Annotated in this window: 18 protein-coding genes and 1 tRNA gene; 8 read left to right on the top strand and 11 right to left on the bottom strand. The window is 43.7% G+C overall.

The genetic code is table 11. From position 1 onward, the window contains the following. Positions 1-51: 51 nt before the first annotated feature. Both ACVBDU_RS02265 and ACVBDU_RS02260 read right to left on the bottom strand, forming a co-directional pair. A complete protein-coding gene (locus ACVBDU_RS02265) occupies positions 52-654 on the bottom strand; it encodes a hypothetical protein (protein WP_447178162.1) in 603 nt (200 codons plus the stop codon). A gap of 75 nt (positions 655-729) precedes the next feature. Continuing rightward, positions 730-2253, bottom strand: a complete 1524-nt coding sequence (locus tag ACVBDU_RS02260; protein ID WP_447178161.1) for an ATP-binding cassette domain-containing protein — start codon at positions 2251-2253, stop codon at positions 730-732. Positions 2254-2508: 255 nt separating this feature from the next. On the opposite strand from ACVBDU_RS02260, the gene ACVBDU_RS02255 reads away from it, so the two are divergent. Together ACVBDU_RS02255 and ACVBDU_RS02250 are read left to right on the top strand one after the other, a co-directional pair. Then, positions 2509-3006, top strand: coding sequence for a DinB family protein (locus ACVBDU_RS02255; protein ID WP_447178160.1), 498 nt, complete (start codon positions 2509-2511; stop codon positions 3004-3006). A gap of 330 nt (positions 3007-3336) precedes the next feature. Further along, positions 3337-3418: transfer RNA gene (locus ACVBDU_RS02250), tRNA-Leu, on the top strand. 88 nt (positions 3419-3506) lie between these two features. Here the strand turns inward: ACVBDU_RS02250 and ACVBDU_RS02245 are convergent. Continuing rightward, positions 3507-3950 carry a DinB family protein gene (locus tag ACVBDU_RS02245; RefSeq protein ID WP_447178159.1) on the bottom strand — a complete coding sequence of 148 codons (444 nt, stop codon included), beginning with the start codon at positions 3948-3950 and terminating at the stop codon, positions 3507-3509. 35 nt (positions 3951-3985) lie between these two features. Next, positions 3986-7438 (bottom strand): methylmalonyl-CoA mutase family protein, encoded by a 3453-nt coding sequence (locus tag ACVBDU_RS02240; RefSeq protein ID WP_447178158.1) that lies wholly within the window; start codon positions 7436-7438, stop codon positions 3986-3988. A 525-nt stretch (positions 7439-7963) separates the two neighbouring features. Here ACVBDU_RS02240 and purU point away from each other — a divergent pair. Both purU and ACVBDU_RS02230 read left to right on the top strand, forming a co-directional pair. Then, positions 7964-8818 carry a formyltetrahydrofolate deformylase gene (purU, locus tag ACVBDU_RS02235; RefSeq protein ID WP_447178157.1) on the top strand — a complete coding sequence of 285 codons (855 nt, stop codon included), beginning with the start codon at positions 7964-7966 and terminating at the stop codon, positions 8816-8818. A 39-nt stretch (positions 8819-8857) separates the two neighbouring features. Next, positions 8858-9562: a DUF4197 domain-containing protein gene (locus ACVBDU_RS02230; protein ID WP_447178156.1), complete on the top strand. Its 705-nt coding sequence runs from the start codon at positions 8858-8860 to the stop codon at positions 9560-9562. A gap of 542 nt (positions 9563-10104) precedes the next feature. Here ACVBDU_RS02230 and ACVBDU_RS02225 read toward each other — a convergent pair. The 5 genes from ACVBDU_RS02225 to ACVBDU_RS02205 form a co-directional block, all read right to left on the bottom strand. Beyond that, positions 10105-10896: an ABC transporter substrate-binding protein gene (locus tag ACVBDU_RS02225; RefSeq protein ID WP_447178155.1), complete on the bottom strand. Its 792-nt coding sequence runs from the start codon at positions 10894-10896 to the stop codon at positions 10105-10107. Between the two features lie 21 nt (positions 10897-10917). Beyond that, positions 10918-11733, bottom strand: coding sequence for an orotidine-5'-phosphate decarboxylase (gene pyrF, locus ACVBDU_RS02220; protein WP_447178154.1), 816 nt, complete (start codon positions 11731-11733; stop codon positions 10918-10920). A gap of 109 nt (positions 11734-11842) precedes the next feature. Beyond that, positions 11843-12916 carry a peptide chain release factor 1 gene (gene prfA / locus ACVBDU_RS02215; RefSeq protein WP_447178153.1) on the bottom strand — a complete coding sequence of 358 codons (1074 nt, stop codon included), beginning with the start codon at positions 12914-12916 and terminating at the stop codon, positions 11843-11845. 115 nt (positions 12917-13031) lie between these two features. After that, positions 13032-14210, bottom strand: coding sequence for an AIR synthase related protein (locus ACVBDU_RS02210; protein ID WP_447178152.1), 1179 nt, complete (start codon positions 14208-14210; stop codon positions 13032-13034). A gap of 144 nt (positions 14211-14354) precedes the next feature. Next, on the bottom strand, positions 14355-16541 hold the full coding sequence (locus ACVBDU_RS02205; RefSeq protein WP_447178151.1) for a glutamine synthetase III family protein: 2187 nt from the start codon (positions 16539-16541) through the stop codon (positions 14355-14357). Between the two features lie 580 nt (positions 16542-17121). Here ACVBDU_RS02205 and ACVBDU_RS02200 point away from each other — a divergent pair. Beyond that, positions 17122-18153, top strand: coding sequence for a glutamine synthetase beta-grasp domain-containing protein (locus ACVBDU_RS02200; RefSeq protein ID WP_447178150.1), 1032 nt, complete (start codon positions 17122-17124; stop codon positions 18151-18153). Between the two features lie 226 nt (positions 18154-18379). Here ACVBDU_RS02200 and ACVBDU_RS02195 read toward each other — a convergent pair whose 3' ends face one another. Next, positions 18380-19318: a calcium/sodium antiporter gene (locus tag ACVBDU_RS02195; RefSeq protein WP_447178149.1), complete on the bottom strand. Its 939-nt coding sequence runs from the start codon at positions 19316-19318 to the stop codon at positions 18380-18382. A 238-nt stretch (positions 19319-19556) separates the two neighbouring features. Here ACVBDU_RS02195 and ACVBDU_RS02190 point away from each other — a divergent pair, with 238 nt between their 5' ends. Together ACVBDU_RS02190 and ACVBDU_RS02185 are read left to right on the top strand one after the other, a co-directional pair. Continuing rightward, positions 19557-20543, top strand: a complete 987-nt coding sequence (locus ACVBDU_RS02190; RefSeq protein ID WP_447178148.1) for a bile acid:sodium symporter family protein — start codon at positions 19557-19559, stop codon at positions 20541-20543. A 352-nt stretch (positions 20544-20895) separates the two neighbouring features. Further along, complete coding sequence (locus ACVBDU_RS02185) at positions 20896-21996, top strand: OmpA family protein (RefSeq protein WP_447178147.1); 1101 nt, start codon at positions 20896-20898, stop codon at positions 21994-21996. Positions 21997-22263: 267 nt separating this feature from the next. Here the strand turns inward: ACVBDU_RS02185 and ACVBDU_RS02180 are convergent, their stop codons facing one another. After that, a complete protein-coding gene (locus ACVBDU_RS02180; RefSeq protein WP_447178146.1) occupies positions 22264-23391 on the bottom strand; it encodes a TlpA family protein disulfide reductase in 1128 nt (375 codons plus the stop codon). A gap of 254 nt (positions 23392-23645) precedes the next feature. On the opposite strand from ACVBDU_RS02180, the gene ACVBDU_RS02175 reads away from it, so the two are divergent. After that, positions 23646-24926 (top strand): D-alanyl-D-alanine carboxypeptidase, encoded by a 1281-nt coding sequence (locus tag ACVBDU_RS02175; protein WP_447178145.1) that lies wholly within the window; start codon positions 23646-23648, stop codon positions 24924-24926. Positions 24927-25037: the final 111 nt, after the last annotated feature.

Here is a 25037-nt window from a genome sequence, read left to right as displayed (position 1 = left end):
GATCATAACTGAAAAGAGGCCTTAAAAGCCTCTTTTATTTTTTATACTGTATCAGCTGGACAACAATCTGTAATGCATATCTTCCGGGGTCCGTATTTCTATGTAAACCTTACCATTCTTTTGGAGTCTGCCCACCGTAAAGTCATACCCTGAGAAATCGCCCTGCGGTGATTTCCACCGGTATCCTTCCCACGGGCTTCCGAAGATATTGTCAGATGAACGAACATCCACTTTTTCCCTTTTCATCATGACCTTACGATCGTTCGAAATAAATTCACCTGTAGCACAGTCTACGGCAAAGGAGACCGAATCACGCTCCGGAACAAAGGTTATGATATCATCTTTACATATTACCGTGTATTTCTCTTTCCCGGTATATATAACCATTTCGTTGGCCCCCTCCGTATCTCTGCCGTTAAATATTTTTTCCGCCTGTTCTCCGGACAATGTGACTTTTGTTGTGTTTCTATGTCCAGCATAAGGCGGGGTTTGTCGGATTTCGACAGTACGTTGCTGTTCCTTTTTACTGAAGTGGACAACGGTAAAAGCATGTTCTCCTTCGGGAAGGATCTGTTTAATGTCCTCCGTGATTTTCTGACCGTATCCGGACAAAAAGACTGCCATGCTCAACAGAATGAATATTTTCTTTAACATCGGGTCGATTGTTTTTTGTTAGATTATAAATATAACCGTTGCAAAGCAACAATCACCTGTTTACAGTGTTAAAGATCAGTTAACAGACTCTTTCCGGACTACTTCTCCTCCACTGATTTCCAGGACGTGACCTACACAATCCGGAATTTCCCCGCTGTAGTGCGATACGAAGATCATGGTAGTACCGAGCGTATCACATATTTGGTTGAGCAAGGCTTTAAAATACATTATCTGCTGCTCATCGAGCCCTTGCAAGGGTTCATCCAGGATAAGCAGGGAAGGGAATTTAACCAGCGCCCGTGCCAGCAGTATACAGCGTTGTTCCCCGAGTGACGCATGGGCAAAAAGACTTTTTTCCAATCGTTCCAGTCCCAGTATCTCAAGCCATTGCATGGCAATGTGCAACTGGTATTCCGAGGGCTGTGTTACGAGCCCTACCTCATCGTTGAACCCGGATACAATAACATCCAGGCAACTCAGGGTACTGTATACCTCCCGTCCGCCATCGTCTATCCCCGGGATCGTATTGAAAATTCCCCTGCCCCGTAAGAAATAAAGGTGAAGCTCGGAGGATACGAAACCTATTTCCTTTTTAATATCCCATATATTCTCTCCCGTCCCCCTTCTGCGGTCAAACAGGGTAAGCTTGTTGTTATATCCCTGCGGATTATCGGCTGTGATCAGGCTGAGAAGCGTTGTTTTCCCGGCTCCGTTGTGCCCTACCAGCGCCCATTGCTCTCCGCGCTTTACCTGCCAGTTGATCTCTTTGAGTATATGCTTCCCCCCCAATCTTACATTAACATCTTCCATATCCACAATTATATCGAAGGTTTTCTTTTCTCCGGGTACCTGTAACATATCAAGCAGGGAGCCATTGGGGGCAGATATTGCTTCTACCGGAGAAAAGGTATACGCTGTTCGTTCCGTGAATTTCTTTACCTTCCCTTTTTCCAGTTCCAGCACCTTATCTGCCAAAGCAGGGATCTGGTTTGCCCCGCATATCCATACCAGGGTGGTCGTTTCTGACAGATCGAGCAAAAGATCGTCCAGTCGCTTCCTGGAATGTATATCCAGTCCCACATAGGGCTGATCGAGTATTAAAATCTGTGGTTTCCGGAGCAGGACGGCCGCCAGTTGGGTGCGCTTTCGTTCCCCGTTACTTAGCTGTAAAAGTTTCCTGTCCGCAATATGAGTTATCTCCGTGCGTTCCATAGCCCGGTTCACTTCTTCTTCCGTAGCCCCGGCATCTTTCCGGACACGGTACAAATATTCACGGACATCGGGCATGCCGGATGTGTCCTGTGCCTCGTAACGCTGACTGTAATGTGTATTCCCCCTGCCGGAAACGGAGAGGAACTGGTCCTGCTGCTCCACCATTTGCACGGCAGACACTTTTATCTTACACATTCCGGAAGTCGGTTTAATTTTTCCCGCAAGCAACCTGGCCAAGGTAGTCTTACCGGCCCCGGAAACTCCTGTAATAGCCAGGTTCTCTCCTTTTTTTAATTGAAAACTGATCGTGTCCAGTACAGAAAATCCCTTTCGTACCAAAGAGATTTCTTTACAATCCATTATCGTATCATATGTATCTCCGGCCATAATGCCTTTCTTATTTTTTAAGATCAATCTTTTTCCAGGTTCAATGTATCACTTTTCGGAAATACAGCATCGTTTTGTTTCTAGGTTTACCGATACTTAACCAAAAGAACAGATACACAACCATCTCAATTACAAAAACATAAACCTCTTCTCTCTACAATAACAATTTTATGAAAAAAATTATTTTCCTGTTGACATAGGGCTGTCACTACCTGTCGTTTACTTTGTAGTATAGAAATTTAAAAGCTAAACATCATGGAAAACAACAATGCTCAAAGCACCACACTTACCGCTCCTGTAATTCATTCGGAAAACTTTCTTGAACACTGGCAGGGACATCGCAAATTAACCCGCCGGGTTATAGAAGCATTTCCGGAAAAAGAACTCTATTCATTCTCCATAGGAGGCATGAGACCTTTTTCCGAACTCGCCATGGAATTGATAAAAATAGCCAGACCGGGAATAGAAGGTGTAGTTTCCGGAAAATGGGAGAATATGGATGATATGCCTACACCAAAGACTAAAAAGGAAATCCTGGAACTCTGGGATCAGGTAACCGAACAGATAGACACTTTATGGCCGCAAATAACCCCTGAGCGCTTCCAGGAAAAAGACCTCGCTTTCGGAATGTATGAAAACAATATTTACGGCACCCTGCTTTACTTTACAGACAACGAAATCCATCATCGCGGACAAGGTTATGTTTATCTCCGGGCATTGGAAATAGCTCCACCTCCGTTTTGGGAAAGGTAACCCCAGCTTTCCTTTAGCATATAACAAAGTGGTTTCGCACCACTTTGTTTGTTTTTATATGTTAACGACTGTCATCCATTTTCAGTTTTTACTGTACGCGGAAAAATCGCTTGTTAACCGCATCTTTCCCGGACAGAAACACTTCGGCTATTCCATCAATAAAATACGAGTACCAGTCCTACTCTTTAATCGTCTCGCGAATCCTATATCTCCACTTATATTCAGCAGGTTTATCATTATTTTAAAAATGTTTAAAATAACCCTTTGTCAATTCCCAAAGATTATTTAGTTTTGCCTACCCTTTTGAGAAAAGGATTTCTTTAACAGAATGCGCTCGTGGTGAAATTGGTAGACACGCTGTCTTCAGGCGGCAGTGCCGTAAGGTGTGGAGGTTCGAATCCTCTCGAGCGCACCGACAAAAAGAGACCGTTTTGAATATTCAGAACGGTCTTTTGTTTTTCTGTTATTTTAGTATTGGCGGTCACATTTATCTCGCGCATTTATCTTTTATAAAAAATATAATCCGTTACCAGGGGTTCCAGCCCGGAATCCCGGAAATTCATAGCTATCTGTCCGCGGTGATACGTAGAGTGATTGACCACGTGAAACAGAATATTGCAGATGTTGTTCGAATACGGGGCTCCCTTACTGGATTTATAATCGATAATTTCCGAAAAATCTCTTTGTCGCAGTATCTTTCCGGTAAGAATATGGTTATCTTCATTTACCTTTTCCACCAGGCTCGCCGGGATAGCTTCCCACACTCCGTAATCCGGGGCTACTCCGCTCAACCGGGCATTCCACACGTGATGTGCCGTTAATATATGGTGAAATAGTTTTTTGCTTTTGTCGGGCACGTTTTCCCCGGCCGAGAGAAAAGCGGTTATCCATCTTTTGTTGCAGTCCAGGTTATACGCAAACAATTCCGAAAATAATGATTCCATGTATTTGTATTGTCGGGGTTATATACATATCAAATTTACATATTTCTCCGGTATTGTCCGCCTACTTCAAACAACGCTTCGGTAATTTTCCCAAGGGAGCACACTTTCGTAGCCTCCATCAACTGTTCGAAGATATTACCGTTTTCTACAGCCGTGTCCTGAACTTTTTCCAGTTCTGCCTTCACTCTTTTTCCTTTGGCCTTTTTCAGGTTCTCCACCGTTTGTATCTGCAACTGTTTTTCCTCTTCGGTAGCCCGTATAACTTCCCCTGGAATTACGGTGGGTGAGCCTTTGGAACTCAAAAAGGTATTCACCCCGATAATCGGAAATTCCCCGGTATGTTTCAGGTTTTCATAATACAGGCTTTCTTCCTGTATCTTACTGCGTTGGTACATGGTTTCCATGGCCCCGAGAACTCCTCCCCGTTCCGTAATACGGTCGAATTCCATAAGTACGGCTTCTTCCACCAGGTTTGTCAGTTCTTCTATGATAAATGCCCCCTGAACAGGGTTTTCGTTCTTTGTCAGTCCAAGTTCTTTATTGATTATGAGCTGTATGGCCATTGCCCGGCGTACACTTTCTTCCGTAGGTGTGGTTATCGCCTCATCGTAAGCATTGGTATGTAACGAATTACAGTTGTCGTAAATAGCGTACAATGCCTGTAACGTGGTACGGATATCGTTAAAATCGATCTCCTGTGCGTGAAGGGAACGTCCGGAGGTCTGAATGTGATATTTGAGCATCTGTGCCCTTTCGTTGGCTTCGTACTTATACTTCAGGGCTTTGGCCCATATTCTTCGTGCAACACGGCCTATAACAGCATATTCCGGATCGATACCGTTGGAAAAGAAAAACGACAGGTTAGGTCCGAATTTGTTGATGTCCATACCCCTGCTCAGGTAGTATTCCACATACGTAAAGCCATTGGCCAGCGTAAAGGCCAGCTGTGTAATGGGATTGGCCCCGGCTTCCGCAATGTGGTATCCCGAGATGGATACGGAGTAAAAATTACGCACGTTGTTTTCAATGAAATATTCCTGTACGTCTCCCATAAGACGCAAAGCGAATTCCGTGGAGAAAATACAGGTATTCTGCGCCTGGTCTTCTTTGAGTATATCGGCCTGTACGGTTCCTCTTACCTGGGATAGTGTTCGTTGTTTTATTTCATTATATACTCCTGCGGGAAGCACCTGGTCTCCCGTAATTCCCAGCAATAAAAGGCCCAGGCCGTCATTGCCTTCGGGCAGTTCTTTTTTTCCTCCGGCAGCGTTGTATTGCGGTCTTGGCAATCCTTTATCGTCATAAACTTCCCGAAGTTTTTTCTCCACTTCCGCTTCAAGACCGTTCTCCCTGATATATATCTCACATTGCTGATCTATTGCGGCATTCATAAAGAAACCGAGCAGCATGGGTGCCGGGCCGTTGATGGTCATACTTACCGAAGTTTTGGGATCGGCCAGGTTAAACCCGGAATACAGTTTTTTAGCATCGTCCAGGCAACAGATAGAAACCCCTGCATTGCCTATTTTACCGTAAATATCCGGGCGGTGCCCGGGATCATTCCCATATAGGGTCACCGAATCAAATGCCGTGGAAAGCCTCTTGGCATCCATCCCCAGGCTTACATAGTGAAAACGCCGGTTGGTACGTTCCGGCCCGCCTTCCCCGGCAAACATCCGGGTAGGGTCTTCTCCTTCTCTTTTAAACGGATACAACCCCGAAGTATATGGAAATTCCCCTGGTACGTTTTCCTGAAGCACCCAGCGAAGTATATCGCCCCACGCCCTGTATTTGGGCAGCGCTACCTTGGGTATCTGCGTATGTGACAGCGATGGTGTATGGGTCTTAATGCGTATTTCCCTGTCCCGTACTTTAAATATATATTCCGGTTTTTTATAGCGATCCGTTTTGTTTTCCCAGTTACATATGGTCTCCCAGTAATACGGGTCCAGTTCCATTTTCACCCGGTCAAATTCGGCCAGTAACAGTTTCAGGAATGACTTTCTTTCCGCTTCTCCTACCCTTTGCATCAATTCATCTTCGTCCAAACCGGATTTAGTAATCAGGGAAAACGGATCGGTTTCCTCCACAACACTGCAAACCGCCATACATATACCGTAAATCTTTTGCGCTATTGCAGCCTGTTTTTCCACAATTTGGTCGTAATTCCTGTTGTTATCTGCTATTTCAGACAGGTAACGAATACGTTTAGGTGGAATTACGAATATCTTCTCGCTCATTTCGTCGTGCCGCTCAAAGGAAGATTTCAGGTCTGCCCCGGTTTTCTCCGCTATCTTATCCATTACATTTTTGTAGAGCATGTTCATACCGGGATCGTTGAACTGTGAAGCAATAGTACCGTAAACAGGTAATGTTTCCGGATCGGCATGCCACAACTGGTGGTTCCGCTGGTATTGTTTCTTCACATCGCGAAGGGCATCCAGGGCACCGCGTTTATCGAATTTATTGATAGCCACCAGGTCGGCGAAATCGAGCATATCTATTTTTTCGAGTTGTGTCGCCGCTCCGAATTCAGGTGTCATCACATAGAGGGAAACGTCGGAATGATCGAGGATCTCCGTATCGGACTGCCCGATCCCGGAAGTTTCCAGTATCACCAGATCATACCCGGCTGCTTTGAGTACATCTGCGGCTTCGGCAATATGCCTGGACAGGGCCAGGTTGGACTGCCTAGTGGCCAGCGAACGCATGTATACCCTAGGATTATTAATGGCGTTCATGCGAATACGATCGCCCAGCAGTGCTCCTCCTGTCTTTCGTTTGGAAGGGTCAACGGAAAGTATACCGATGGTCTTGTCCGGAAAATCTGCCAGGAAACGGCGTACCAGTTCATCTACAAGACTCGATTTTCCGGCACCCCCGGTTCCGGTAATCCCCAGTACCGGCACCATCTTACTCCCTTTTCCGGGAGTAAATCTTTTTTCGAACTCTTTATGGTTATTTTCCGCAAGGGAAATAAGGCGTGCTATGGTATTTATATTTTTATCTTTCAGCGTTGGTGCCACTTCCTGCCCGTTCTGAAAAGCGGGAGAACGAAAATCGGCTTTTTCCACCAGGTCGTTGATCATTCCCTGCAGTCCCATCTCACGGCCATCATCCGGAGAATAGATACGTGTTATCCCATATTCGTGCAGTTCCCGGATCTCTTCCGGCAGGATGACACCGCCCCCGCCACCGAATATTTTTATATGACCCGCCCCTTTTTCCTGAAGAAGGTCGTACATATATTTAAAATATTCATTGTGCCCTCCCTGGTAGGAGGTCATGGCTATGGCGTTGGCATCTTCCTGTATGGCTGTATTCACCACTTCCTCCACGCTGCGATCGTGTCCGAGATGAATAACCTCTACCCCGGTTGCCTGGATAATGCGCCGCATGATATTGATAGCCGCATCATGCCCGTCAAACAGGGAAGCTGCAGTAACTATCCTTACTTTATTCTTTGGCTTGTATGTTCCTGTGTTCACTTTTCTATGATTTAAAATCCGTTAGTCCCGACGAGTAACGGAATGTTATGCACAAAACCGGTACAGGCAGGTGTATTTTTCGGCAACTTCTGTTTCATTTGCAACAAAAGCTCCCATTTAGTTGTGCAATTTACGGATTTATTAAAAAAAATACTGTTTTTAAGAAGATTTGTAATTTAAAAGCAATGTTAAAAATCCTTGTCATTTTTGACTTAATTTAGACTTCACATAAGAGCTTGTTTAGAGCATGTTTAAAAAGGATTGATTGTAGCGAGCCTGCTTGCCGGCAGGCAGGAAATGATGATTTTTGCTCCATATGAAGGCTTTTTTGCTCCCGATGATTATCGGGAGCATAGCCGTAGCTATGGGGCGAGAAAAAGACAGGACCGAACGTTAAGAAAACAGCCAGTGGCTGTTTTTAGTGGAGGGGCCAGGTGGCGCGTCGGCAACAAAAAGGGCATTTTTTTAGCCAATTGAATTCTTTTTAAACATGCTCTTAAACTGGTTCTAAAGCTCCGAAAAGGTATGAACAAAATTACATTACTTATTTCCTGCAGGGATACACAGGGTATTATAGCTGCGGTAACACGTTTTATTTATAAGAAAAACGGGAATATCATTTATATTGACCAGCATGTGGATATGGACCACGGCGTATTTTTCATGCGTCTGGAAAGCCAGTTTGACGAGTTTTCGGGTATGCTTGAGGACCTCAGAAAGGAATTCGGGCATCAGATAGCACAACAATACGGTATGGCGTGGGAAATATACACCGATGACCATAAACCTAAAATGGCCATATTTGTTTCCAAATACGATCACTGTCTGTATGACCTGCTGGGAAGGTATAATTCCGGGGAACTTTACGTGGATATTCCTTTTATTATAAGCAATCACAAAGATCTGAAACCTGTGGCAGACAGTTTTGGCATTCCCTTTTACCATATACCGGTTGGGGCGGATAATAAAGAAGAAGCGGAAAAAGAACAATTACACTTGTTGCGGGAAGCCGGTGTGGATTTTATAGTATTAGCCAGATATATGCAGATCGTGTCGGAAAAACTGCTAAATCATTATCCGTATAAGATCATCAATATCCACCATTCTTTCCTTCCGGCATTTCCGGGAGCAAAGCCTTATCATTCGGCCTTTAAACGGGGGGTTAAGATCATCGGGGCCACCAGTCACTATGTCACGGAAGAACTGGATGCCGGGCCCATCATAGAACAGGATATTGCCAGGGTAACCCATGCTCATTCTATTGAAGACATGGTAATGAAAGGCCGGGATCTGGAAAAAATAGTACTGGCTCGTGCGGTTAAGCTCCACATCTCCCGAAAAGTAATGGCTCACAATAACAAGACTATTGTTTTTTCATAGTACATTTGTTTTTATTCTCTTTTATAAAACAAATACTACATGAAAAAAGCAATCTACGTACTAGGTATTTTTTTAATTTTTTCCTGTGCGGAACTACAACAGGTGGTAAACCAATTGCCTGGGGCATCTACACTCGGAAATGAAGAAATTGCTTCCGGACTTCGGCAGGCCCTCAATTTTGGCATTGAAAAACAGGTTACCAAGCTTACAGCCCAGGACGGCTTCTTTAAAAACCAGATGGTAAAGATTCTGCTGCCCGCCGAATTACAGAAAGTAGACAAAACCCTGAGGGACGTCGGTTTGGGCAACCTTGCGGACGAAGGACTGAAAGTGCTTAACCGGGCTGCGGAAGATGCGGTTAAGGAAGCTACCCCCATATTTGTGAATGCCGTAAAAAACATCACTTTCAGCGATGCCAAAAATATTCTTCTGGGGGCAGATAATGCTGCCACCGCTTACCTTCAGAATAACACGGAAAAAGAACTTTACAGTAAATTTTCCCCGGTTATCCATACCTCACTTTCCCGGGTTGGCGCTACTGAGGTATGGGGTAACATCATTAATAAATACAACACTCTTCCCCTGACCACTAACGTAAACCCCGACCTTACGGATTACGTTACCCAGGAAGCACTTAAAGGAGTATTTACCATGATCTCCGTGGAGGAAAAAGAAATCCGAAATAAAACCACTGCCAGGACAACCGACCTATTAAAACGTGTTTTTGCTCTTCAAGATCGTTAAAAAAGACCTACCCCCTCAACAAACAAGGGGGTATTTTATTTTTTTAATATCCCGCGCACTATATCACCTATTATTTTTATTATCTACACACTAAAACCCCTTAAAAAATACACATATCACAAATACGTGTTGCAAAAAATACTTTTTCTTTGCAAAAATGTTCAAAAACCTAACAATAACTAATTTAACACCATTTAAAATGTTAATTATATATTAATTAGATACTTTACATCTATTTAATTTAATAAATTGCTAATATAAAATTAACGCGAATGGAAATTTAAATCCTGAATTTTGTAGTGTTCGTGTGAACTTTTATTAATGATTATTTGAGTTAGTTAGTTTAGAAAAAGGGGCTTATCAGTCCCTTTTTTTTATTTCATGCGGTTTTGCAGTAACCAACCGGGTGGTTTTAGTCGGTGGTTTCGATATAATTGCCTATCGGCAATCACTCAAGCAGAGGTGGCTGAGTGCCCCAGCGAAGCGGAGGGTGTATCGAAACAACCGGCATGAAACCCGCCCTTCTCCAGGAGCGAATATTGTTACAACCTCTCTCTCAGCATTTTGAAGTAATCGAAAGCTTTTACAAGACGGGACCCGTACCAGCTAAACATCTCTCCGTCTACAAAGACTGTCTTGGCATGGTGGGTAAAACGTCCGACTTCAAATGCGTGTTCTTCTTTGAAAGGGTAAGGTTCCGATGAGAGAAAAACCAGGTCCGGGTCTCCTTCCAACCGCATTTTCTTTAATTCCACCACGGGGTAACGCTCTTTATTTCCGTATATATTCTCAAAGCCGTTCAGGGTGAGCAGGTGGTCTATAAAAGTATTTGCCCCTGCGACCATCCAGGGTTCGCGCCAGATAAAATAAGCTACTTTCAGTACAGGTTTATCCGCTATGTATTCCCTGAAATCCCGGAGCCTGTATTCTATTTTATGGATTATACGGGATGCATCCGTCCGGCAGGAGAATATTTCCCCATACTGCCGGATCAGCTCCAGGGAATCTTCTATAGTGAAAATATCCGAAACGTGTACAGGGGCAATTTTTTCGAGTTCCTCCACCATCTCCCGGGTGTTTTCCTCCTTATTGCAGAGGATAATGTCCGGTTGCAGTTCCCGGATGCGGTCAAATTTTACCTTTTTGGTTCCCCCGACTATAGTTTTTACGGATTTGAAATGATACGGATGTACACAGAACTTCGTAATGCCTGCAACTTTATCTTCCAGTCCGAGATCGAACAGCAATTCCGTCTGGGAAGGCACCAGGGATACAATGCGCTCCGGCGCTTTTTCCAGAATAACTTCCCGCTGTAACTGATCTTTAACCGTCAATGAAATCCGATTTGAATTTATTTATCCAGGCATAACAGCAGCCATTACTGCCTGCATCTTCTCTGCTTCTGCTTTTGCGGCTTCGGCAAAATTCATTCCGCCAGAGGCGTATATAATACCTCTGGCCGAATTAACCAGCAAACCTATATTATCGGTCATACCGTATTTGCAAACTTCTTCCAGGCTCCCTCCTTGTGCGCCAACACCGGGCACCAGCAAAAAACTGTCCGGCACAATACGCCGGATATCTTCCAGGTATTCCGCTTTGGTAGCTCCTACCACATACATCAGGTTATGGCTGTTTTTCCACTTACCGGAAGTTTCCAGTACCCGTTTATACAACTCCTTACCCTCCACATCTTTTGTCTGAAAGTCAAAAGCTCCCTGATTGGAAGTCAGGGCCAGCAAAATGGTGTGTTTGTCTTCAAATTCCAGGTATGGTTCCACGGAATCTTTCCCCATATACGGGGCTACGGTAACCGAATCGAACCCGAGATCTTCAAAAAAAGCTTGGGCATACATGGCAGAAGTATTGCCGATATCCCCTCTTTTGGCATCGGCTATGGTAAACACCTCCGGATGGTTTTCATTCAGGTAATCTATTGTCTTCCGCAGGGCTTCCCATCCCTTAATCCCGTAGGCTTCATAAAAAGCAATGTTGGGTTTGTAGGCTACGGTTACATGACTGGTAGCATCGATAATTGCCTTATTAAATGCAAATATGGGATCTTCTTCTTCCAGCAGGTGTGCGGGAATCTTTTGCAAATCTACATCGAGTCCCACACAGAGAAAGGATCTTTTTTGACGTATCTGTTGTATCAGTTCTTGTGTTGTCATGCCGTATCGTATGATTAATAAAATGCCGCACTTCAAAATACTTGCGGTGCGGCATCACTGTTTTATATATTCTTATATTTTCGCTTGTTCAACGGAATTTATGCTTTGCTTAAAATACGTCGCCTTCTTTCAGTTTTTCGGTGTTTTCGGCGAGTTTTAATTCTTCGATGATCTTGCCGATGTCCCCGTTTATAATATTCTGAAGGTCGTAGAGTGTAAGTCCTATCCTGTGATCGGTAACCCTTCCCTGCGGATAGTTATACGTCCGTATTTTGGCGCTCCTGTCCCCACTGGAAACCATACTCTTCCGCTTCATTGCATCGGCTTCCTGTTTCTTGGCAAGTTCTCTTTCGTACAACCGGGAACGCAAAACCTTAATCGCTTTTTCGAGGTTTTTATGTTGGGATTTTTCATCCTGGCAACGCACTTCTATCCCTGTGGGAATGTGCTGTAACTGGATTGCGGAATAAGTTGTGTTTACAGATTGCCCTCCCGGTCCGGTGGATGTCGTACGGATGATCTTCACATCGCCCATATCCAGTTCCACATCAAATTCTTCTGCTTCGGGAAGCACCATCACGGTTGCCGCAGAGGTATGTACCCGTCCCTGTGTCTCGGTTTGCGGCACACGCTGTACGCGGTGTACCCCTGCTTCGAATTTCAGGTTTCCGTAAACATCCTCGCCGTTAACTTCAAATATAACCTCTTTAAATCCTCCGGAAGTCCCTTCGTTAAAGTCCACTACATTTACCTTCCATCCGCGGCTCTCGCAATACTTGGTATACATGCGGTACAGGTCGCCTGCAAAAATGGACGCTTCGTCACCACCGGTACCCGCACGGATCTCCATCATGCCGTTTTTAACATCTTCCGGATCTTTGGGGATAAGCATGTATTTTATTTCCTCCTCCATCCCGGGGAGTTGCTCCCTGGCCTCTTCGAGCTGCATTTTTGCCATTTCCACCATTTCGGCATCGCTACCGTCGGCAATGATCTCTTCGGCTTCGGCGATATTATCCAGTACGGCCTTATACTCTTCCCTTTTATCCACGATACCCTTCAGGTCCTTGTACTCCTTGTTCAGTTGCACATAACGCTTCTGGTCGGCTATGATATCGGGTTGTATGATAAGGTCCGAAACCTCATCAAAACGCTGTTTTACTATGTTTAACCTGTCTAACATTTGGATTTACGATTTTAGATTGACGGTCGGCAAACTTCCGGCATTTGGTTCCCGTGCCCATCGTCAATAAACCTGTGGTTCATTCGGTTGGCAAAATTACGATATTTTTATCAGACTAATATTCGAACGTCCCGAATTCACTTTCTATAGTAAGTTTTTTATGGTCCGCGGCTTCTACTCTTCCAACGACCTGTGCATCTACACCGAAAGACTTTGAAACGGCAATGATATCTTCTGCTATTTCCTCATCTACATAGAGTTCCATCCGGTGGCCACAATTAAACACCTGGTACATTTCTTTCCAGTCCGTCCCGGATTGCTGCTGTATAAGCCGGAACAGCGGAGGAACTTTAAAAAGGTTGTCTTTTACGATATGCAGATTTTCTACAAAATGGAGAATCTTGGTCTGCGCCCCACCACTGCAATGTACCATGCCGTGAATGTCCCGGGGAGTGTATTTTTCCAATATTTTTTTAATGACAGGCGCGTAGGTCCTTGTGGGAGACAATACCAGTTTTCCAGCATCCAACGGTGATCCTTCCACCGGGTCGGTAAGTTTTACCCCGCCGGAATATACCAGGTCGGACGGAACGGACGGATCGAAACTTTCGGGATACTTTTCCGCAAGGTACTTGGCAAACACATCATGCCTGGCCGAAGTAAGGCCATTGCTCCCCATACCACCGTTATACGCTTTCTCGTACTTTGCCTGACCGAAAGAAGCCAGTCCCACGATGACATTGCCGGCTTTTATATTTGCATTGTCTATAACATTTTTTCTCGGCATCCTGGCGGTTACCGTGGAATCCACGATAATAGTCCGCACCAGGTCGCCTACGTCGGCGGTTTCTCCTCCCGTCGCATGTATTTTAACTCCGAACCCGGCGAGTTCGGCTATGAGTTCTTCCGTACCGTTTATGATCGCAGAGATCACTTCACCTGGTACCAGGTTTTTATTCCTTCCTATAGTGGAAGACAGCAATATATTATCTGTAGCACCTACGCACAACAGATCGTCTATGTTCATAATGAGTGCGTCCTGGGCAATCCCTTTCCACACGGAAATGTCTCCGGTTTCTTTCCAGTACAGGTATGCCAGGGACGATTTGGTCCCTGCCCCGTCCGCATGCATGATCAGGCAGCTTTCTTCATCGTTGGTGAGGTAATCGGGAACTATCTTGCAAAAGGCTTTGGGAAAAAGTCCTTTATCGATATTTTTTATAGCATTGTGCACGTCTTCTTTAGAGGCCGAAACGCCCCTTTGGGAATATCTCTTACTTACCGAAGAACTCATAAATAATGTTGTTTGGCGCAAAAATACATAATTTCAGGCTGATCACGATCGATTTATTGCGGATTTCATCTGCGGATTTTCACAAAAAAACGGGGAGAACCTGCTTTCGCAAAATCTCCCCGTAAGGCAAAGTTTAAGATAAGATTATTTGATAAACAGGAGTTCCCTGTATTTGGTAAGGGTCCATAACTCGTCATCTACGAGCAGTTCCAGTTTATCGCAGTGATATCGTATTTCATCAAAGTACGGCTTCACTTTTTCGCAGTATGCTTCCGCTTTAAGTTCGGCACTGGTAATAACGTTGGCTTTTTTACGCTCTTCAGTCATGGCTGTAACCTTGGAATTGATCTCGGCAATGTGCTCGGAAATCTCTTCGATAAGATCCAATTGCTCAGACGCCACTTTCTTGAAGTCGGTACCGAAAACATCCTTGAGCCCCTTAACGTTGTCAATGAGGATGTTCTGGTAACGGATGGCTGTAGGAATAACGTGGTTTCGTGCAATATCGCCAAGTACACGGCCTTCTATCTGCACTTTCATGGTGTATTCTTCCAGTTCTATTTCGTGTCTCGCTTTTACTTCCACCTTGCTCATTACCTTCATTTCTTCGAACAGGGAAATAGCTTTTTTGGATACCATGGCTTTAAGTGCCGGCGGTGTTGTCTTATTATTACTAAGCCCGCGGCGTGCAGCTTCTTTTTCCCAGGAAGCACTATATCCGTCTCCTTCGAAACGTATTCTTCTCGATGATTTGATATACTCGCGAAGTACATTGAATATAGCCTCGTCTTTCTTCAGTTTCTTCTTGGCGATGAGGGCATCTACCTCCTTCTTGAATTCGATAAGCTGTTTCGCTACAATAGTATTGAGGACTGTCATCGGCTTACCACAGTTCGCTTTGGACCCTACGGCACGAAGCTCGAACTTATTTCCTGTGAAAGCAAAGGGAGAAGTCCTGTTACGATCGGTATTATCCAGTAATATTTCCGGAATTTTCCCTACGACATTCAGTTTAAGGTCGGTTTTTTCCTCGGGAGACAGTTTACCGGTAGACACATCTTCCAGTTCGTCCAGAACCCTGGTAAGCTGTTCTCCGATAAATACCGATATAATAGCAGGGGGCGCTTCATTTGCACCAAGCCTGTGATCGTTAGTTGCCGAAGCTACAGAGGCGCGGATCAGCTCTTCATATTCGTTTACCGCTTTTATAGTGTTGATAAAAAAGGTAAGGAATTGCAGGTTTTTCATCGGGGTACTTCCGGGCCCCAACAGGTTTACACCGGTATTGGTTGCCAGTGACCAGTTGTTGTGTTTTCCGGAACCGTTAATGCCAGAAAATGGCTTTTCATGGAAAAGTACTTTAAAGTAATGCCTGTCCGCTGTTTTGTCCATCACATCCATTAACAGGGAATTGTGGTCCACAGCCAAACTTGCTTCTTCAAAAATAGGCGCAAGTTCAAACTGGTTCGGCGCCACCTCATTGTGACGTGTTTTTACCGGAATCCCCAGTTTCATGCATTCGATCTCCAGGTCGCGCATAAAGTTCACCACCCTGTTAGGGATAGATCCGAAATAGTGGTCATCCAGCTGCTGTCCTTTTGCTGCGGAATGCCCTAACAGCATTCTTCCGGCCTGAATAAGATCCGGTCTTGTATATGCCAGAGCCTTGTCCACAAGAAAATATTCCTGCTCCCAGCCGAGGGTTGCGGTAACTTTGGTTACGCTCTTATCAAAGTATTTCGCAACGTCGGTGGCTGCGTTGTCTATGGCCTGTAATGCTCTTAAAAGCGGCGCTTTGTTATCGAGGGCCTCTCCCGTATAAGCCACGAATACCGTAGGAATGCAAAGTGTCCCTCCGTAAATGAATGCCGGAGAAGTAGGGTCCCATGCCGTATATCCCCGTGCTTCGAAAGTATTACGGATACCTCCGTTGGGAAAGCTGGATGCATCGGGTTCCTGTTGTACCAGCTGACTTCCGTCGAATTTCTCCATCGCCATTCCTCCCCCTATGGTTTCAAAGAAAGCATCGTGCTTTTCCGCAGTAGCTCCGGTAAGGGGCTGGAACCAGTGCGTGTAGTGTGTGGCATTTTTGGAAAGCGCCCAGTCTTTCATCCCCGCAGCAACCTGGTTTGCAATTTTCCGGTTTATTTTTTCTCCAAATTCAATGGCGTTCATGACGCTGACAAAAGCTTCTTTCGTCATAAATTGCCGCATCGCCGTTTCGTTGAAAACATTTTCTCCGAACAACTCCGAGCGTTTTACTGTTTCCTGCACCGGAATCGCCGTTCTGCCAAAAGTTTCCTGTATAGCCTTAAATCTGATTGTTGCCATATTACTTTGTTGGTTATTGTTTCTGTTCTGTTTCTTTTTTCGTAGCTATTATTATATTTCCCTTTTTCACAGTGTACCATCTGCATCTGTACAAAAAGGAGTTTTACTTACACCTTATTATATATACAAAATTATTCCCTCCTTACATTTTCCGGATTTTAATCTCCGAAACCACTATCTCCCACTTTTACGTAAAAATCATCCGGCGTTCATTCTCTCCATTTTTGGATTTGCACCCAAATATATAAAAATACCGCAACAAAAATGCCTTTTTTCTGAATACCCCCTGCAACAAATACCGGTTTGAACAAAAAAAACTCAATCCGTTATATTTAAACCCCTCGATACCACAATCGAACACTTTTTTGTTTTAAAATTAAACAACTTTAAAGATTAATTAAAAAGACATGTTTTAAAGTAAATTATACTCAATAACCCCCTGTAAAAAATAGGGTATAATCAAAAATTAATTGTTACAAACTCTAGACCCCCTTCTAAAATCGTATAGTATTAAAAAAATTATTAATTTTACACCACTATACCGACGTAGATTAGTGTTCAATTTAAATTATGAAATGATATGAGCAGAGCTAAACTTGAGTACATTTGGTTAGATGGTTATGTACCGACGCAGAGCTTGAGGAGCAAGACAAAAATCGTAAGTGATTTTTCCGGGAAACTGGAAGATTGTGAAATATGGTCTTTTGACGGTTCTTCAACAGAACAGGCAGAAGGTAACTCTTCTGACTGCTTGCTAAAGCCCGTTTTTATTTGCCCCGATCCACAGAGAAAAAATGCCTATCTGGTAATGTGTGAAGTGTTGAATCCTGACGGAACTCCGCACGTCTCTAACGGAAGAGCTATTATAGATGATGATGATAATGACTTCTGGTTTGGTTTTGAGCAGGAATATTTCCTGTGGAATCCCGAAACTAACAAACCTCTCGGTTTCCCAGCCAATGGTTATCCTGCACCACAAGGACAATACTATTGTTCCGTTGGCGCCAACAACGCTTATGGAAGAGAGATCGTAGAAGAGCACCTGGACGTATGCCTGGAAGCCGGACTCAATGTTGAAGGTATAAATGCAGAGGTTGCTGCCGGACAATGGGAGTTCCAAATATTTGCCAAAGGCGCTGCCGAAGCCGGTGACCAAATATGGGTAGCCCGCTATTTCCTCGAAAGAATTTGTGAAAAATACGGTATTTCAGTAAACTGGCATCCGAAACCGCTCGGTCAGCTCGACTGGAACGGAAGTGGTATGCATGCCAACTTCTCTAACTCTATATTGAGAACTTGTGGTGATAAAAGCGCTTACGAAAGCATCTGTGAAGCATTCCGCTCTGTAGTAACGGAGCACATAGAGGTTTACGGAGCTTATAACGACCAACGACTTACCGGTAAACACGAAACTGCTTCTATCACCGATTTCAGCTACGGAGTGTCTGACCGCGGTGCTTCTATCCGTATTCCTATAGGAACCGTAGAACGCGGGTGGAAAGGATGGCTGGAAGACAGGAGACCGGCATCTAATGGTGACCCCTATAAAATTGCAGCAAGAATCATTAAAACGGTAAAATCCGTTGAAGTAAATAACGCTGTTGCCGTATAAATTGCAATAGTGAATAATTCTGTTTTTTGTGTATAATTAAAAACGCCGGCTAACTTTCTTTGATTGCCGGCGTTTTTTACATTTTATCAATGCCTTCTTTTGCGGTACAACTACAAATCTGCAAATGAATTACCACAAAAAAACACATTACATTGGCATCTGCTACACTCCGGTGTAAAACCTAAAGCTAAGCCGTCCAACACCTGTTAAACTTTTTTTAGGAAGATTATAACGTCATATAAACAAAGGCTATATAAAAGCCCAGCAGGATAATTCCTTCCAGTATTCCCAATCGCATTTTCTTAGGTATAAATACCATAGGCAATATTATCAATGCATACCCAAGCATCCAGTAGAGATCGCTGTTTATCAGCCTTTCATCTTTTGCCTGTATAGGAGTTATCATCGCGGTTATACCGAGTACCGCAAGTATATTAAAAATATTAGACCCTAAAAGGTTTCCGAGCGATATGGCTTTTTCTTTTCGCAATACCGCCATTATAGAAGCTGCAAGTTCGGGAATACTGGTACCTATGGAAACCACGGTAACCGCAATTACCCGCTCACTTACCCCATAATGCCCGGCCATACCCACAGCCCCGCGAATCAATAACTCCGAACCTCCCCACAATGCCGTTCCCCCGATCAGCAGGAAAAGAAATATTCTTCCTGTTCCGGGAATTTTATCCGCCATCTCGGATACCTCATCAGACACCTCATCTTTACCTTTACTGCGGAACATCACCAGGATAAATAATATCAATAACCCAAATAATACCATCCCTTCCCATCGTTGTATGATACCATCGAAGAAGATAAAACCGTAAAGCACGAGAGACGCCAGCATCATAAAAGGCCAGTCCATTTTATAAAAACTCTTCTGAACGGTGATTGCGGAAAGTATAACCGTTATTCCGAGTACCAGCCCGAGATTGGCTATATTGGATCCCACTACATTACCCAACGCTATATCCGGAAATCCGTCGAGTGCGGACTTAACACTTACAATTAATTCAGGGGCCGAAGTAGCAAAGGATACTACAGTCATTCCTATTACCATCCGGGGAATATGAAGCCGTAGCGACATACCAACAGCAGCACGAAGCAGCCAGTCCCCACCAAATACCAGTAAAACTAACCCTATAATTATAAATGCAATATTCATATCTGCTTTTTTAACCAATTGCGAATATAAGGTTTTTGTCTCTAGGGTAAAACAGGAAGGAGGTATTTGCCAGGACAAGCGCATCTTAAAATCCGAGCATTTTCCTGGTGTTTTTTAGTTTTGGAATTGGAGGTATTATTTCTTTGTTACAAGTTGCAGGTTTGGGCATTAGGTTCCTTCTAAAGTATTTGCCCGGAACACTGTCATTTATCTATATTTACATCGTCAAAAAAATGCTATGAGATTCAAAACGGACCCTTTTGTACTTGCTCTTATATTAAGTGTTGTTACTGCTTACTTTTTTCCCGGGGCGGGAATTGAAGGAAGCGGTTTTCCTATAAAAACCATAAGCAGTATAGGTATTTCTCTCATTTTCTTTTTTTACGGATTAAAACTCAGTCCGGACAAAATAAAAAAAGGACTGAACAACTGGAAGCTTCACCTGGTAGTACAATTGTCTACCTTTGTCCTCTTCCCCCTGCTTGTTCTGCCTTTTTATGCCTTAATGCAAAATACCGAACAGCACACCTTATGGCTTGCTGTTTTCTTCCTGGCTGCACTTCCTTCCACCGTTTCTTCGTCCGTAGTTATGGTATCTATGGCCAAAGGCAATATTCCGGCGGCAATATTCAATGCCAGCCTTTCCGGGATTATCGGTATACTTATCACCCCTCTGTGGATAACCCCTTTCCTGGAACAAGCGAATACCGATATAGATTTCGGGCATATATACACGCAGCTGGCTATTGAAGTGATTATTCCGGTAATCCTGGGAATCTTACTCCAACCCCTGGGCGGGAAGATCGCTAACCGGTACAGCAAACAACTCAGTTTTTTTGATAAGAGTATAATTCTGCTTATCGTTTATAAAAGTTTTGCAGGATCTTTCCATTCCGGGATCTTCAGCCAGATACAGTGGTACGACATACTGCTCCTGATCGGCATAGCTCTGTCCCTTTTCTTTGCGGCTTACGGACTTATTTATGTTCTCTCCGGGATACTCGGTTTCAACCGTGAAGATCGTATTACGGCACTTTTTTGTGGCTCCAAAAAATCCCTTGTTCACGGTACTGTAATGTCCAAGGTCCTGTTTTCCAAATTGAGCACTGCCGGAATCATACTACTCCCTCTTATGCTCTATCACGGATTGCAAATACTCATCATAAGTATTATTGCTTCCAAACTTGCGGGAAAAGCTTTAGCCGAAGAACAAAAAGATCGATAGCAAACAGTAAAAGACCTTCCGCTAAAATCCGGAATAGAAACCTTCTTCCCTGTCTTTTCAGACCCATTGGGCACACTTTTCAGATCACAATACAATATTTACTAATTTTCTTTCATTAAAATTGCGTTATTTTCCGGTTAATTTTTTAACAATGATCTTCATGTAAAACACCTAAATGCGCCTATAAAACAGCTAAATACATTCATTATGTGTATTTAATCGCGTAAACAAAACACTTAATCGATAAAATCTCGCATTTGCGACAATCAAAAAAAAGTGTTAATTTTAACAAGTACTTTTGTGAGAAGGTGACAATTATAGGTCAAAAAACAAATCCATTAAAAGATTAAACATGAAAAAAAAATTCCTCCTGTTATCCATTTTTTTCGCAGCTACTTTTGGCGTAGCCGCACAGGGCCTGCCTGAAAACCCGGACCCAGGTAAATGCTATGTAAAGTGTATTACCAAAGATGAGTTTGAAGAAGTGGAAGAAACTGTAGAAATCCACCCTGCTTATTCCAAACTCGAAGTGGTCCCTGCCACATACAAAACCGTTGAAGAACGCGTATTAGTCAAAGAGGCCAGTAAGAAACTGGTGTATGTTCCGGCCGTATATGAAACCGTGGAGGTGCCGTATACTAAAAAAGAAGGAAGGACAGACCTGGAAATTGTACCTGCTTCCTTTGGAGATGACACCAAGACCTTTGAAGTGTATCCCAAGACTTCCGGATGGGAATACCAAACCCTTGAAGATTGCCCTTCATCCAACAAAGAAGACTGTATTACCGCATGTTTTGTGGAATATCCTTCTCAAAGCCAGGATGTAGCCATTACTACACTGGTAAAGGATGCAGGAACAAACAATATTCCTGTTTCAGAAGAAAACACCGTGTATACCAAAGAAGTGATCAAGGAACCGGCACGAATGGATGAAGTCGAAATACCTGCGGAATACACCACTATAACCAGGCAGGTTGTAGAAACACCTGCAACCACTACAAAAGTGACTGTTCCGGCGGAATATACTACGGTTACCAAAACCGTACTCAAGAAAAAAGGTGGCATTACCACCTGGGAAGAAATTGACTGTAAACTGCTTAATCCTACTATACTCCCCATATTCTACGAATATAACAGCGCCAGGCTCACCCCCGACTCCAAAACGATCATTGACGAAAGATTGCTCCCTATCCTGAAAGAAAAGAATGTGAGCATAGAATTGATGTCCCATACCGATTCCAGGGGTAATGACGATTACAATATGGCTCTGTCCCAGCAACGCGCCGAGTCCGTGGTAAACTACCTCGTTACCAAAGGTATTTCCAGAAGCAGACTTATCGCCAGGGGATATGGTGAAACAAGATTGGTTAATCGTTGTTCTAATGGTGTGGAATGTTCGGAAGCCGAACATCAGAAAAACCGAAGAACAGAATTCCGTATATTAGGTAACTAATAACAAAGAATATCCATAACATTATTATAAAGAAGACTGTCTGAAAAGGCAGTCTTTTTTAGTATTATATGGCCGGAGGAAATACGGGTAAATATCATTTCCGGGATATTTTATTCCGGTCATTTTGTAACAGGAAACAAAACCAAAGGACGAGTGGAAAATCGTCAAAGAGTGGATGAAGAACCTTCACCCGCCCTGTAATTTAGCATCTGATGAGAAGAAGGAAAGGGTCAGGCATTTAAAATACATAAAAAAAAGACCTTACCCTTACCGGAGTATAATCACTTTGTAAACCGCAGTATCTTTTATCACATTTATGCCGTAGGTATCTTTTAACTGATCTTTCATAAGATCAAAAAAGCGGTATTGCAATTTCCAGTCGCGAAGTACATTGTCTTCATAAGAACTCACCACAGGAATCCCCAAGGTACTACCGAGTTTGGTGAGAAAGGTGCCGAAAGTAACGTTATCTGCCTGGATCTGCATATCATCTACCAGGAACTTCGGTGAATCCCTTCCCCAATTCAGTTGATCCGCATCCCATAAGCCCGAAGGATCGCTTACCTCCAATCTATATACCTCCCCCTCTTTATTGAGTACATGCTCGGAAATTCCGGCTTTGTCATAAACGTGCTCCAATATTTGTCCCGGATCGTTTTTCCATATCCCGGTCAGGGCATAAACTTCAATAAAGTTATTTTTATCTTCACGGACTTCCACCTGAACAGCAGAAACCTTTTTCAGTAAAGCTACCAGTTCGTCCGTTTTCCCTTTGTAGTAGGTGTATTCCCCTTTTTCATACATCAAGTCCTGACCGGATTTTTCCGCAGAAATAAAAACTTCCACCGGATTTTCAGGACGGTACATCACCGAAGGTGTTCCTTCCTGTATCGTTTCCCCGGAAACATCCACTATATCCGAAAAACGCTTCCTCCCCTTATGACGGTTCCGTTTTATAAAAGAACGCAACCTGTTTTCGGTGAGGTCTGCCGGATGTCCTTTCCACACAATCTCTCCCCTGCCATCATATAAAACGCCGTAAGGCAATGTGGTAATACCGTGTTTCAGGAAAGTCTCACCATCCCTGTCCAGAGCGATGGCCAGACGGGAAGGATGCTTTGGCATAAAACGTGTTACCACGTCTTTGGACTCTTTAGTCAGGGAAACGGCGTAAAAATCATTCGGAAATTGTGCCTGTAATGTTTCTATATACTTACTTACGTGAATACAAGGTTTACACCAGGTAGCCCAGAAATCTATAAACACCAGTTTTCCGTCTTCGGGCTCCGCAAGCCGGGAAACCTGTATGAATTCGCTAACTTTTACCTGGCCGTACATATGACCTGCCAGGCAAAGAAAAAGGTATAAAAAAATGTACTTCGCTTTCTTTTTCATAGGAGTTTCGGATACAAATCCCGTGCCGTAAAACAAATATAAGCTTTAAGAAGGTTTATCCTTCTTAAATTATTAACTCTTTAACTTTTAAAGTTCTGCCGGTTTTATTCCATTGTGTCAAACATCTTTGCATAAAACGGTAGATCGATCAGAAATATTACAGTGTTCCGTTAAAATTAGCCCTTATGTCGCGCGGAAAAACAAAAAATTACATAACTTTCCATACAAATCATTGTTAAGATAACCTGCTGACCATGTTTCGTAAAATACTTCTGCTACTCTCTGTCTTCGCTTTCATTCTCTCCGGGTGCGGAGCCTCCAAAGGTATCCGTGTCAAAAAATATTTCAATGACAATTTTTTTGACCGGCAGTTTACGGGTTTTGCGCTTTACGATCCGGCTAAAGACAAAATGATATATACCTACCAGGCCGACAAGTATTTTACACCGGCTTCCAACACCAAAATATTTACGCTCTATACCGGCCTGCAACTCCTCCCCGATTCCATACCGGCTCTTCACTATGCTGCAATAGGTGACACCTTATATATAGAAGGTACAGGAAACCCTGTTTTCCTCCATTCGTACTTTAAAGACCGCTCGGTTCTTGATTTTCTGGAAGAACGTGAAGAACCGATGGCTTTATACTCCGGTAATTTTTACGACGACCGGTTTGGTCCCGGATGGTCCTGGGGCGATTACCCATATTACTATTCTCCGGAAAAGGGCGCATTCCCCGTTTACGGCAATGTGCTGACAGTTCACAAAAACCGGGGAGAAATTAAAGCCGTTCCGGAATATTTTCAAAATACCCTGAAAGGTCTGGCAGGTTCGCAACGTCCACGGGAATGGCGCCAAAACACCTTTCATATACCGCAAAACCTCAGGGACACCCTGGAAATACCTTTTATACTAAGCCCGGACCTCACACGCCAATTATTATCGGATACCCTGAAAAAGAAAATTTACCCTACACATACCGCACTTCCGGATATTAAAAAGACTCTTTACAGCGGTATGGCTTCCGATAGCCTTTATCAAAGAATGATGTATGTCAGCGATAATTTTCTGGCCGAACAAATACTGCTTATGTCGGCCGCTGCCGTGTCTGACAGTCTGAACAGTAAAAAGGCAATAGATCATGTCCTGGAAAGGTTTCTGCCGGATATTCCGCAAAAACCCCGATGGGTAGACGGTTCCGGATTGTCCAGGTACAACCTGTTCACTCCCGAATCCATTGTTTATGTACTGAACAGGCTATACCATGAACAACCACGTGAAAAGCTGTTCCGCCTTTTTGCGGCCGGGGGACAATCGGGGACACTGAAGGGGTTTTACAAAAGTGAAAACAACACCCCTTACCTCTATGCCAAATCCGGTACACTCAGTAACAATCACAACCTAAGCGGGTATTTACGGACCAAATCCGGAAGAGTATTGATTTTCAGCTACATGAATAATCACTATATGCAACCCACCGGAGAGGTAAAAAAACGGATGGAAATCCTGCTACGACATATACGGGACCATTATTAAAGCTCGATTTGCGACCGGATTTAACCTTACGGCACAATCCTGCACTATTCTGTTTCAAACTTCTTTTGGGTAATGGGAAGATATGGTTAAACTCAAAAATCGCGTAAATAA

This window comes from Sinomicrobium endophyticum, from assembly GCF_052983315.1.
The sequence above is the reverse complement of the archived record's forward strand: the minus strand, read 5'-3'. Positions and strand labels throughout refer to the sequence as shown.

Bases quoted from the DNA above. Each gene is read 5' to 3' on its own strand.
- pyrF (WP_447178154.1), bottom strand. From the start codon at position 11,733: ATGACAACACAAGAACTGATACAACAGATACGTCAAAAAAGATCCTTT.
- ACVBDU_RS02255 (WP_447178160.1), top strand. From the start codon at position 2,509: ATGGAAAACAACAATGCTCAAAGCACCACACTTACCGCTCCTGTAATT.
- ACVBDU_RS02190 (WP_447178148.1), top strand. From the start codon at position 19,557: ATGAGATTCAAAACGGACCCTTTTGTACTTGCTCTTATATTAAGTGTT.
- ACVBDU_RS02195 (WP_447178149.1), bottom strand. From the start codon at position 19,318: ATGAATATTGCATTTATAATTATAGGGTTAGTTTTACTGGTATTTGGT.
- ACVBDU_RS02230 (WP_447178156.1), top strand. From the start codon at position 8,858: ATGAAAAAAGCAATCTACGTACTAGGTATTTTTTTAATTTTTTCCTGT.
- ACVBDU_RS02265 (WP_447178162.1), bottom strand. From the start codon at position 654: ATGTTAAAGAAAATATTCATTCTGTTGAGCATGGCAGTCTTTTTGTCC.
- ACVBDU_RS02185 (WP_447178147.1), top strand. From the start codon at position 20,896: ATGAAAAAAAAATTCCTCCTGTTATCCATTTTTTTCGCAGCTACTTTT.
- ACVBDU_RS02175 (WP_447178145.1), top strand. From the start codon at position 23,646: ATGTTTCGTAAAATACTTCTGCTACTCTCTGTCTTCGCTTTCATTCTC.
- ACVBDU_RS02205 (WP_447178151.1), bottom strand. From the start codon at position 16,541: ATGGCAACAATCAGATTTAAGGCTATACAGGAAACTTTTGGCAGAACG.
- ACVBDU_RS02210 (WP_447178152.1), bottom strand. From the start codon at position 14,210: ATGAGTTCTTCGGTAAGTAAGAGATATTCCCAAAGGGGCGTTTCGGCC.
- ACVBDU_RS02180 (WP_447178146.1), bottom strand. From the start codon at position 23,391: ATGAAAAAGAAAGCGAAGTACATTTTTTTATACCTTTTTCTTTGCCTG.
- ACVBDU_RS02200 (WP_447178150.1), top strand. From the start codon at position 17,122: ATGAGCAGAGCTAAACTTGAGTACATTTGGTTAGATGGTTATGTACCG.
- purU (WP_447178157.1), top strand. From the start codon at position 7,964: ATGAACAAAATTACATTACTTATTTCCTGCAGGGATACACAGGGTATT.
- ACVBDU_RS02260 (WP_447178161.1), bottom strand. From the start codon at position 2,253: ATGGCCGGAGATACATATGATACGATAATGGATTGTAAAGAAATCTCT.
- prfA (WP_447178153.1), bottom strand. From the start codon at position 12,916: ATGTTAGACAGGTTAAACATAGTAAAACAGCGTTTTGATGAGGTTTCG.
- ACVBDU_RS02245 (WP_447178159.1), bottom strand. From the start codon at position 3,950: ATGGAATCATTATTTTCGGAATTGTTTGCGTATAACCTGGACTGCAAC.